General features: G+C 34.7%; 6 protein-coding genes. 4 read left to right on the forward strand and 2 right to left on the reverse strand.

All coding sequences use genetic code 11. The annotated features are described in order from the left end of the window. Window positions 1–79 precede the first annotated feature (79 nt). Window positions 80–2722, forward strand: coding sequence for a T9SS type B sorting domain-containing protein (locus K7G76_RS01535; RefSeq protein ID WP_223032441.1), 2643 nt, complete (start codon window positions 80–82; stop codon window positions 2720–2722). Between the two features lie 2 nt (window positions 2723–2724). Here the strand turns inward: K7G76_RS01535 and K7G76_RS01540 are convergent, their stop codons facing one another. Next, entirely contained in the window at window positions 2725–8286 is a 5562-nt protein-coding gene (locus tag K7G76_RS01540; protein ID WP_223032442.1) for an alpha-2-macroglobulin family protein, read from the reverse strand. A gap of 121 nt (window positions 8287–8407) precedes the next feature. Then, the gene (locus K7G76_RS01545; protein ID WP_223032443.1) at window positions 8408–9481 is read right to left on the reverse strand and encodes an isoaspartyl peptidase/L-asparaginase family protein; all 1074 of its coding nucleotides are present in this window, start codon (window positions 9479–9481) and stop codon (window positions 8408–8410) included. 121 nt (window positions 9482–9602) lie between these two features. Between K7G76_RS01545 and amaB the strand changes: the two genes are divergently transcribed. The 3 genes from amaB (at window position 9603) to K7G76_RS01560 (ending at window position 12730) form a co-directional block, all read left to right on the forward strand. Continuing rightward, window positions 9603–11156, forward strand: a complete 1554-nt coding sequence (gene amaB, locus K7G76_RS01550; protein ID WP_223032444.1) for an L-piperidine-6-carboxylate dehydrogenase — start codon at window positions 9603–9605, stop codon at window positions 11154–11156. Between the two features lie 148 nt (window positions 11157–11304). Next, window positions 11305–12234 (forward strand): OmpA family protein, encoded by a 930-nt coding sequence (locus K7G76_RS01555; RefSeq protein WP_223032445.1) that lies wholly within the window; start codon window positions 11305–11307, stop codon window positions 12232–12234. Window positions 12235–12253: 19 nt separating this feature from the next. Continuing rightward, entirely contained in the window at window positions 12254–12730 is a 477-nt protein-coding gene (locus K7G76_RS01560; RefSeq protein WP_223032446.1) for a hypothetical protein, read from the forward strand. Window positions 12731–12855: the final 125 nt, after the last annotated feature.

Raw genomic sequence — 12855 nt, forward strand, 5'->3', positions numbered from 1 at the left:
GAAAACGATTTCGTTGGGTTTTTAACGTTAATCATTTACTAATATAAAATTTTGCAAGCTTAATATCTATCTTTATAACGTGAAACATTGCACTATTTTTCTTAAAGTTATCCTAATTCTGTGTTTTTATTTTTCCTCTAATAAAAGTAGTGCACAGTTAGGGTTTTGTGGTGGTAATTCTGGTGATCCTATTTTTAATGAAACATTTGGCACAGGAATGTCCTTTAGCTCTTTGCCAATAGGAACAACTACTTATCCTTTTGCAAATCAATTTCCTGGAGACGGGTTTTATACTGTTTCAAATGGCACATTTGGCAATGCATTTGATTGGCATCAAATTCAAGATCACACTGAAGAAGACAGTAATGGAAAATGTTTAATTGTTAATGCAGGGTTTTCTGCTGGAGAGTTTTATAGTACAAACATTTCTGGTTTATGTGAGAATACAACTTATGAATTCTCTGCTTGGTTGATTAATCTAGTTATAGCAAATAGTTTTTGCTCTACTCAGCCAACAGGAACAATACCTATAAATGTTAGGTTTGAAATTTGGGATAACACTAACACAAATTTATTAGCATCAGGAAATACGGGAGACATTTATGAAACAGATAATCCTATTTGGGAGCAATATGCTTTGGTTTTTCAAACACTTCCAAATCAGACATCTGTAATTCTAAAAATGATAAACAACGGTGTTGGTGGCTGTGGAAACGATTTAGCTATTGATGATATTGTTTTTAAAACCTGTGGTGATTTTATATCGATTGAAGATACTTTTTCTAACACAAGCATTTCAGTTTGCCCTTCTGAAATACCATATTCAACTACTCTTGAAGCTATACCAGATTTTTCAGTTTTTAATTCACATTTTTATCAATGGCAGGAGAGTATTGATGGAACTAATTGGTCCGATATACCCAGTGAAACCAATCAAACATATCAAGTAAATACTGTTTTAACAACTCAATATTATCGTGTAAAAGTAGCAGAAAGCCCTATTAATTTAGCTAATAATTCTTGTAATACTATTTCAGAAGTTTTTGAAATTGTTGTTCAGCCTGATATTGATCCACCTGCTAGTAATGGAGATGTTTTGTTTAATTGTGATATCAATCAAGCGATATTATCAGTTTCTGTTCCCAATGGCTTTACTGTAGATTGGTACGACTCGCCAATAAACGGAACTCTTTTACAGGTCAATAATACCGTGTTTTTTACAGCAAGTGAAACAGGTGTGTTTTATGCTGAAACGGTAAATGTTTCGACAGGTTGTAGATCTCAAACACGAACAGCAGTAAGTATTAGTCGTATAGATCCAGATCCTCCTATAAGTAATGGTAATATTGAATTTAATTGCGCAACTAATCAAGCAGAATTATCGGTAACAGTTCCAAATGGAATTACTGTAGACTGGTATGACGCACCAATAGATGGCATTCTGCTATTAGCAGATAGTTCAACTTTTATAACCTCTGATGAAAATGCCACGTATTATGCTGAAGCTTTAGATAGCACAACTGGTTGCATTTCTTTAATTAGAACTCCAGTTTCGGTTTCAATTGTCAGACCTAATGCCCCAACAAGCAATGGCGATGTGGAACTAAATTGTATAACAAATGAAGCTATTTTATCTGTTACAGTACCTTCTGGGGTTTCTGTAAATTGGTATGATAATAATGGTGTTTTATTGTTATCTGACAGCTCTACTTATTCAGCAATAGGTGCAGGCTTTTATTTTGCTGAATCTATTATATTAAGTAGTGGATGTACGTCAATTAGTAGAGTACAAATTGAAGCTTTAAACACTAATCCAAACCCACCAATTAGTGAAGGGGATGTTGATGTAAGTTGTAATACGTCTATGGGAGTTTTAAGTGTTTCAACTCCATTTGGTGTGAGAGTAGATTGGTTTGATTCAGCAACAGGAGGGACACTTTTAACAAGTAATAGTGCAACATATAACACAAGCGCTCCAGGAACCTATTATGCCGAAGCAATTGATGAAGGAACAAACTGTAAATCACTAACAAGAACAGCTGTAAGCCTGATTGCTGGTAACGAATTTCCTGATGTAGAAGATGAATTTCTAACATTTTGTGAAGATGATACCATTATTTTAAATGCAAACATATCAAATGTTACTTATTTGTGGAGTACTGGAGAAACTACTCCACAAATAGAAGTAGCCACACCAGGCACTTATACTGTAGTAGTAACTGACAGTAATAATTGCTCTTCAACAAAAACAATTGAATTAACTCAAATAAATAATCCAGTAATAGAATCTATAAATTCAAATGGATTTCAAATTGAAATTTTAACGACAGAGGACGGGGACTTCGAATATTCTTTAGACGATATTTCCTATCAAACGAGTAATATTTTTGAAGTTGAAGGGGGCTTATATACTGTTTATGTTCGTGGGCGTGATGATTGTGGTCAAGATTCAATTTCGTACTTGCATTTTGTGATTCCAAAATTTTTTACACCTAACGGTGATGGTCAAAACGATATTTTTATCCTTAAAGGAATTGAAAACCACCCAAATTCTGAAGTTAGTATTTATGACAGATATGGAAAGCTTATTAAGCGTTCTGTAAACCAAGCTTTTTCTTGGGATGGAACTTACAAAAATACCGAATTACCAACATCTGATTATTGGTATATTATAAAAATTAACGGACAAAAAATATCAGGTCATTTTACCCTTAAACGTTAAAATTATTTTTTTACAGTAATCCATTGCCCTTTTGTTCTTACTAAATAGTCATTATCATACATGGCTTCAGCTTGAATACCAGGCAAATAATAGTCACCTAAATATGAAGCATTAAGCATGACTTGGAACGTTTTGCTACCATGTTTTCCTTTTTTAGGAAGGTCGAAATAGAAATTAACACGATCGTCTCTTATATCTGTATATCGCGCTTGACTTACAGTCGAGTCGCCAAAATCGGTAAAACGAGTATTGACAATTTCCCAACCTGAAGGAAATATTTGCGTTAAAGCAACATCATTCACAGCATTGTTTTTCAAATTATTTACAGTTACAATAGCGACAAAATCTTGGCCTTGGTTAAGGCTGGAAATGTTTAAGGAATTACCTTGTAAATCCCTGTATTTAACAGATACGCTCAAGCCTCTTTGTTCAGTAAGTTCTTTACCTAAAGGTAATTTTCCAGAGCTTAGCACTCTAACATAAACTACATTATCTTGATTGTTTTTTAAACTTACGGTATTTGTTCCTTCTTCTATGGTTAATTCTCTTTGTGCAATTGCTGTATTTGATGTAATGGTTTCCCTTTTGCCATTAATATTATAATCGATATTTAAAGACTTTCCACCATTACGCTCTACCATTTTTGCTATGGACAATAAACTGTATGCAGTTGTTTGAGTGCTCATCCAATGATTACTGGACAAATCTTTTGCAATAGAAACAGCAAGATCTCTGGCTTGAGAATCATTGGTGATAATCATGGTCTCCAAAGCCATGGCACGGTTTCTATCTACTGAACCATAGGTGTAATAGTTGTTCCCATTGGGTGTGAATTCAATGTTAGCCGTTCTTGAAATTTTTTCACTGGCTTCTTTTTGTCCAACAAGTGCATAAGCTGCTGCCAATCGCCATTTGGCTTCATTGGAAAGTTCTGAAAACTCTCTTAAACGATTCATGGATGCTAAATCAGGACTTCCAGCCAATGCTAATGTATAAAGTCTATAGGCTTGTGCTAAATCTGAATTATGATGTTGATAGCTAGGTCGCCAATTCCTTGCGGCTTGTTTTTGATATTTAACCCAATTGTTCTTGAATGTAAGCGGTAATACAAAACCTTTCTTTTCAGCTTCAATCATAAAGTGTCCTGCGTAACTGGTTCCCCAATCGTTAGCTGTATTTTCGCCAATCCAATAACTTAAACCACCATTTGGGTTTTGGAAATGGCCCAATCGTTTAATACCATTTTTAATGTTGTTTTGTATGTCTTGTTTCTTCTTCTGGTTTAGATCGAAAATATCATTGAGAAATAATTGAGGAAACACACTGGATGTTGTTTGTTCTACACAGCCATGAGGATATTGTATTAGGTATTGTAAGCGTCTCGAAAAATCTATTGGAGGAATAGTAGATAACTCAATAGTTGCTGAATTCGTACCAATAACACCAAAGGTAGAAAAGTTAATGTTTCCAGAAGTATTAGCCTGTATGGTTTTGTCAATAGAAACAGATGTTATTGGGTTTGTGTTTTCAACATCTAGTTCTACTTTGTAGGTTGATTTTTCTCCATTTCCACTAGCAATAACTTCAACAGTGTTGATACCTTTGGCTTTGCTGACATCTAATGTAAAATAGACCATTTTTTCATCAGGTTGCGTAAATGTTAGGGATTTGGATTGTTCTCCTATTATTTCAATACCATCGCTTAACTTTAAACTTATATTAACCTGCTTTACTTTTTCTTCCATTGCGAAAACAGTAACAGGAAGTGTTACTTTTTCTCCAGGACTTAATTTGCGAGGCAAAGTAGCTAAAACCATTAAAGGTTTTTTTACTTCTACAGATTTGTCGGTACTGCCATAGGCTTCACTAGAACTATTTCCGGCAACAACCATTGTTCGTACAGAACCTATATAATTTGGCATTTTTATCTTATGGGCGCGTTTTTCACCAGCTTTTAAAGTAAAAGGCCCTAAATAAGTTACAACAGGCTTAAAACGGTTTGCTTTTTTGTTTTTACCTGCCAAAGCATTACCATCACCACCAATAGCGAACACTTGATCTATGCTTCCGCTGTAAGCGCCAATAACATCATCAAATACATCCCAAGTTTTAACACCTAAAGCCTCACGAGCATAAAAGGCATGCCAGGCGTTTGGTGTTTTGAAACGTGTTAAATCTAACAGTCCATCTTCTACCATGGCAATGGTATATGTCATGGTTTTGCTATTTTTTTCAGCTACTTGAACCTCAAATTCCTGTTCGGGTTTTAAGGAATTTGGCATCTGTAAAACAGGTTCCAGTTTAGTGTTTGGGTCTTCTACAAGTATAGGAATAACACCATAAAGCCTTATAGGTAAATCGTTTGCAGAAATGGCATGAGGTTGTAATAATGAAATATTTACAAAGATATTTGGAGCCATTTCCTTAGTGATAGGAATATCAACCACAGTTTCTCCTTTTGTCGTTTTAACCCAAGTATGATTTAATACTTCGGTTCCGTTTTCAATACTAATTAAGGCACGTCCTTCTTCTCCAGATTGGAATGTTACTTTAGCTATTTCGCCGACATTGTAATTTTCCTTATCTGCAGAAAACACTAACATTTTAGCAGCTTCTTTGTCTGCTGTAGGCGCCTTTTGCCACCAATTTTTATAGAAATAGGCAGTTCGTCCTGTTGCATGACCACTAATAGGATCGGATATTCTAATAAGGTAACGACCACGCTCGTTATCTGGAATGTTAAGATTAAAGCTACCCTCTCCTTTTAAATTGGTGCTGACAGTGGTATCTAAATAGGGCTTATGGTATGTGCTGGACACATAGCTAGACAAATTATCGTATGATGAGTTCCACCACCAACGCCATTCTATTTTGTAAATTTTCACTTCAAGGCCATCGCGTTTTACAGCATTTCCTTTGGCATCAACCACCACAACATCGAACGTATTTTTTTCATCTGTAAAATAGGACCCATAGGCGTTACCTTTAGGTGATCGTAAACCAACAAACGATTCGTATGGCGCATAGGTTTTAGTAAAGGCATCCATAGAGAAGTCACCACCATTTTCAAATGCACGTGTTAAAAAGTGAATATTGAGCATACCAGGTGCATTGTCGCTGACTTCAATTTTTGTGTTTATTTTGGCAATGCCATTACTATTTACAGAACCCTCAAAAACGGTAATCTCTTCAGATTTGAATTCGCGGGTTGGATCGTTAAACACATAATTTGGATATTTTTTAAAACTTGAATTTTGGTTAGTGAATTTTGCCTTTATTTCAGCTTTTAAGTTTTTAGCCGGAGCACCATGTAGCCATTTAACATCTAGTGTTCCTGTTTGTAATGTATTGCCTGTTAGAATATCATTTTTAAAATCTAGTTTTATTTTTAAGCGATTTGGTTTAACGGTTTCAACCTTTAAGCCTTTATAGAATGAAGCGCCACCAACAGATACTTTAGCATTATAATTTCCAGTTTTATCATTAGTTGAAGTAGGTACGGTGAATTTATAAAAGTTATTAGTGTTATGGTTTGTAACCTCTTTAAAAACAAGTTTTCCGTTAGGGTCTGTAACTTCCATTTTTACGGGATGATTTTCAGGAAGTTTATTATTGTTGTCGTTTAAAATAAAAGTTAAGTGAAGTGAATCGCCAGGCCTCCAGACACCTCGCTCACCATAAATATAACCTTTAAGACCCCTCTGTAGTTTATTTCCAGAAACATCAAATTTGCTTAATGATAAGGAGTTGCCATCGGCTAGTTTAACATAAGTTTTGTTTTTGCCTTTTGAAACGATTGCAAACGCAGCATGTTTATCAGAATCGATAATAGTTAATCCTTGTTCATCTGTGTTTGCATGGCCTATTGGTTGCTGTTGGAAGTTGTATAGCGTGATTTTAGCATTAGGTTCAGGGTTTGTATTTAACATATTGGTCACAGCAAAATAATATGAATTGTTTGCGCCTTGTTTAGCAATAATACCTAAATCTGATGCTAATAAATTTTGAGAAACTATTCGGTTTTCATTGTAGTAGGCATCATGGCATGGATTGTTTCTTTCACGCCAATTATAGTTATAGTCTTTATATCTGTAAGCTAAATTATCCCAATACGCTTCTTCACGCAGTTCATCATCTTCAAGAGATAGCTCGTTATAACCATAATAGTCTTCTTCGTAATAATCATCATATTCATCTTCATCTGAAGAGACATTGTTTTCATCACAAGAATAGAGAGAGTAACTTCGATTATAACTTAATTCTACACGATAAATGGCGCCTGGATCGGCTTTAAAGAATTTAGATAGGTCAATGCTATAGGCTTTCCATTTTCTTGAATTATTATTTTCGTCTTCCAGTAAAATAGTTTGTTTTGCAATGCGTCTACCAACTTTTTTTATGTTGTAAGAGTTATTGCTGTTAAGTGTATTGTCCTGTAAAAATTGAAGTATATTATCTTCAAATATTTTGATGATTCTAACATCAACAGCTTTTAGGTTAACAGCTTCAAAGTTGAATTTCAGCTCTTTGGAATTTGGTAAAATGGTTCCGTTATTTATAAGCCTTACTTGGGGTTTTAAATCTTCAAAAGATATGGTTTGAGAAAACGGGTTTTTAAGTTTGAAGTTTTCTGTATTTAAGATACCTTGAAAAACATCTACTTTAACTTCGCCAATTAATCGGCTGTCTGGATATATTTTTAAAACATTGCCATCTACAATATATTTAGGTTTTTCCACATTTTGAATGGTTACTAAACCCTCTAAATTTTGTTGTTTTTTAAGCGGATCTGAAAAATTTATAGACAGGTATTGTTCAGGGTACTGCACAATACTTACATCTACAACCGAAAAATTATTGATACCAGGAATTTCAAATGTTTGCTCGCCATTATTTTTTGCTTGAATGGCTTTGCCAGACCATTTTATTAAAATTTCAGAATCGTCCAGTGCTCTGTGAATACTATCAATTTTAAATTCAAAAACTTTTGCATTGTCTTCAATTTCGTTAAATACAATAGAAAGTTTTTTATTGCTTTGTAATGCATTAACCAATTGTTTGGCATTATTTAATGAAATGACATCGGCAGAATGAATAGCAGCATTTAAGTATTGCCATTCTTTAGCTTCATAGGATTGTAAGTTGTTCAGTTCAATTTTAAAATTTGGTGCAATGGTTTTAAATTGAAAAGAATAGGATTTAAAATCATTGGATATGTTTTTGTGAAGTTTTTCTAAATCAACAGTTACCGTATATTCTGTGTCGGGTTCTAGATACTCATCTGGTGTAAAAAGAAGTGTTTGACTGTTTTCTAAAGTAAGCGTGCCTTCAACATGTGGTGTAATAGATATAATTTTGTCATTAATTGCTTCGCCTGCGTTATACCCTTCAACTACATTAGCCAAATTAATTGTTATAGGTTCTGCAATTGAAGTTAGACCAGAAGAGGTATAACTAATATAATCTCGGTATTTAAATAGGTTGTCAACTTCTACAGTTTTCTTTTTACATGATGAAGCTATTGCAAAAAACAATACAATAGCCATGAGGTTTTTTAATGACATAAGCGATGGTTTATTTTAAATGAACTTTAGAAAAAAGAAAGTGTAGGTTGTTTCTTATACTTATAACTACGCTTTGAGTGAGATATTTAGTCTTTTAAAAATGTTAAAAAACACTTAAATTTTAGTTTTTGTAAATCCCAATGGTCAATTTGCCTTCATCATTCATTGATGCACGGTACATGCCGGCAGTGTTAAATTCCATAACCATGTTTCCATATTTATCTACAGCTATAATGCCGCCATCACCTCCTAAATGGGGTACTTTTTCCTGAATAACTTCTTTAGCAGCTTCTTTCAAAGACAAAGCTTTATATTCCATTAAAGCTGAAATATCATGAGCAACCATGGCCCGAATAAAAAACTCGCCCCAACCTGTGCTGGATACTGCACAAGTATTATTATTGGCGTAAGTTCCTGCACCAATAATTGGAGCGTCGCCAATTCTTCCCCAACGTTTATTAGTCATGCCGCCTGTTGAGGTTCCGGCCGCAAGATTTCCATGTTTGTCTAATGCAACGCAACCTACGGTTCCAAATTTGGAGTCTTTAATAGTTGAATCGTAAAAAGCGGTTTTATCATCTGTTTGTTTTTTTGCTTCGTACTCTTTAACATGCTGTAGTGATTGAAACCGATCTTCTGTATAAAAATAACTAGAGTCAACAATTTCCAAATCATGTTCCTTGGCAAAAGTTTCTGCACCAGCTCCGGACAGCATAACATGAGGGGAGTTTTCCATAATAGTACGTGCTAAGTTTATGGGGTTTCGTACGGTTTTAGTTCCGGCTGATGCTCCAGCGTTGAGAGTACTACCATCCATAATAGAGGCATCTAGTTCATTAGTGCCAGCATTGGTGAAAACAGCTCCTTTTCCTGCATTAAAAAGCGGCGAATCCTCCATAACGTTTATGGTTTTTTCAACCGCATCTAAACTCGATCCGCCATGTCTTAAAATGTTATATCCTACTCGAATGGCTTCTTCTAGTTTGGCTAAATAAGCAGCCTCTTTTTCGGGAGTCATGTTCTTTTTTAAGATAGTTCCGGCACCACCATGAATAACAATAGAAAATTCAGAGGTTTTTTGAACTTCAGTTGAATCTGAAGCGGTTTCTTTTTTAGAAATAGCACGTAATTCCTCTTTGTTTTTACAACTTGAAAAGGCAATAATTATAGTAAATAGCAGGATGACTTTTTTCATTTTTTCAGTGAATTTAAGCATCAATAAAGTTACAGTTTTTAGGAAAAAAGAGCTTAATTAAAAACAACATTTTATTGCTATCTTTGCAACTCAATTTATAAATCGTTAAAAACAAATATATATGGAAGCAATTGCTACCGATTTTGGAATAGATCAAGCCTTACAACAATTGGGTTTAAAAGAAATTAATGACGGAACATCTACGGGTTCCAATAGTTTTTCGAACGGAGAAATTATTGAGAGCTATTCACCTGTTGATGGTAAGTTAATTGGAAAAGTCAAAGCCACTACAAGAGCGGATTATGAAAAAGTTATGGATGCAGCAACAAAAGCATTTTTATCTTGGAGAGATGTGCCTGCGCCTCAACGTGGTGAAATAGTTCGTCAGTTTGGAAATAAGTTAAGAGACCTAAAGGAGCCACTTGGTAAGTTAGTGTCGTATGAAATGGGAAAATCACTACAAGAAGGTTACGGTGAAGTTCAGGAAATGATTGACATTTGTGATTTTGCAGTGGGATTATCAAGACAGTTAAACGGTCAAACTATTCCATCTGAACGCCCAGGTCACGTTATGAGAGAACAATGGCATCCAATAGGCGTTGTTGGTATTATTTCAGCATTTAATTTCCCTGTTGCCGTTTGGTCATGGAATACTGCTTTAGCGTGGATTTGCGGAGATGTTTGTGTATGGAAAGCATCAGAAAAAGCACCTTTGTGCTCCGTTGCCTGTCAGAATATTATTGCTGAAATTTTAAAAGAAAATAATTTACCTGAGGGTATATCTTGTATTATTAATGGTGATTACAAAGTTGGTGAATTCTTAACAACCGATTCTAGAATTCCGCTAGTATCAGCTACAGGGTCGACAAGAATGGGACGCATTGTTGGTAAAACCGTTGCTGAACGTTTTGGAAAATCGTTATTGGAATTAGGAGGAAATAATGCTATAATCATCACGCCAACGGCTGACTTAAAAGTTGTTGTTCCTGGTGCTGTTTTTGGTGCAGTCGGGACATGTGGTCAGCGTTGCACTTCTACACGACGTTTAATTATTCACGAATCTGTTTATGATAAAGTAAGGGATGCCATTGTTGGTGCTTATGGGCAGTTAACTATTGGAAATCCTTTAGATGAAACAAATCACATAGGGCCATTAATCGACCATGATGCCGTAAATACGTATTTAGCTGCTATTGAAAAAGCTAAAGCTGAAGGCGGAAATGTGTTGGTTGAAGGTGGTGTTTTAGAAGGCGAGGGTTATGACAGCGGGTGTTATGTGAAGCCAGCCATTATTGAAGCCGAAAACCATTTTGAAATTGTGCAGCATGAAACATTTGCTCCAATTTTATACTTGATGAAATATTCTGGAGATGTTGAAAATGCTATTGAGAAACAGAATGGTGTGGCTCAAGGTTTGTCGTCTGCAATTATGACAAATGAAATGAAAGAAGCTGAAAAATTCTTGTCTTATGCCGGTTCAGATTGTGGAATTGCCAACGTTAATATTGGAACATCTGGAGCTGAAATTGGCGGTGCCTTTGGTGGTGAAAAGGAAACTGGTGGCGGACGTGAGTCTGGATCTGATGCTTGGAAAGTTTATATGAGACGCCAAACAAACACAATTAATTATTCAGATGAATTACCTCTTGCACAAGGAATTAAATTCGATTTGTAAAAAGTAGTTTAATAAATATTAAAAAGCCACATTATTTAATGTGGCTTTTTTCGTATAACACAAAGGCCATTTTATTTTTTACATTTCTAATAGCACAACTTGCTTTTTTTTAATATCTTAATGCTCACTAACTAAAAACTACTAACTAATGAGCAAAAAAACACTATATCTTTTAGGTATTTTGTTCACAATTGTTGTTGGCACAATTCTGTATTATAAACTATGTGATGAAGCTTGTTTCTTTTCTTCAAGTAATACAGAAGATTCTAAAATAGCAGATGAGCCAATAGATAATTCTACCAAAACACCTTTTGTTTTAAAAGACAATTCCGGAAATTTAAATGTTAACATTAATGAAAGCTTAAATTTTAAAGCTTCAAATTTTGAAATTTTAGAACCGCTTTCTAACGATGTAAATGGCGGTATTATTGAAATTAAAAATTATATGCTTGAAGATTCTCTTAAGACACTTCATATCACCGGACTTTACACTGGAAAAGAGGTTAACAATTCTGCCTTTCCAAATTTAGGTTTAGCCAGAGCAAGTGCTATTAAAAACTATTTTATCTCTACAGGTATTCCCGCAAAGCGAATTGATGTTTACAGTGAGATTGATAATAATTTAATACCAGATAATTCGGGTATTTATTACGGGCCATTAAAATTATCTATGTCTGATATTGATGAAGAACATTTAGCTAAACAAGAAGCGATATTGGCATTAGGTGAAAATATAAAAAACAACCCTATTGTGTTGCACTTTGATACGGCATCATCATCTGTAGCGCTTACTCCAGAACAGCGGATCAAATTCATTAATATATCAAGATATGTTGATAAAGCAGATAATGCACAAATTCATATTATTGGACATACAGATAATACGGGAGATGCAGCCAGTAACGAAAAACTGGGTCAAAAACGTGCCGACTTTATCAAGCGTTATTTTATGGGTAATGCTATTTTAGAAAGCCATATTATAACCTCCTCTAAAGGGCAAACAGAACCTGTCGCTGATAATTCTACAGAAGAAGGACGACTGCAGAACAGACGGGTTGTCATTACAATTACTAACTAACTTAAAAAACTTATTATTTATGAACTGGTGTATATTAATTCCTTTATTAGTAGGCGCAATTTGTGCGATATTAGGATACTTATTAGGCAAGTATCTAGGAAAAGAAGAAAATAAAAAGATTGATGTAGATGTTTGGAAAAACAAAGTTGCGAAATTAGAATCCGATTTAAAGGCCTGTAAAGAGCAGCACGACCTAATTCCTTTTAATGCGTCTGAAGCCAATGCTATTTTTGGTAGAAAAATAAGAGAAAACGATTTAACCGTTATAGAAGGTATTGGGCCTAAAATTGAAGAGTTGTTTAACAACCAAGGTGTAAAAACTTGGAAAGAACTGTCTGAAATGAGTGTACAAAAATGCCAACAAGTTTTAGATGATGGTGGCGAACGATTTAAAGTTCACAATCCAGGCACTTGGCCAGAGCAGGCAAAAATGGCTTACGAAGGCAATTGGAAAAAGCTCTTGGAGTGGCAAGACGAACTTGAAGGAGGCAGATAGCAACTATTTAAACTAATTTGACGAAAAAATCGTTTTGGAAACAAAACGATTTTTTTTAATCAGGATATACACTACTCAAATCAAAAAAACGATTACACTTGTAAAATGGAACTGTTTTTGATGTT

The sequence above is a fragment of the Hanstruepera marina genome (assembly GCF_019880635.1).
Classification (GTDB): Bacteria; Bacteroidota; Bacteroidia; order Flavobacteriales; family Flavobacteriaceae; genus Hanstruepera; species Hanstruepera marina.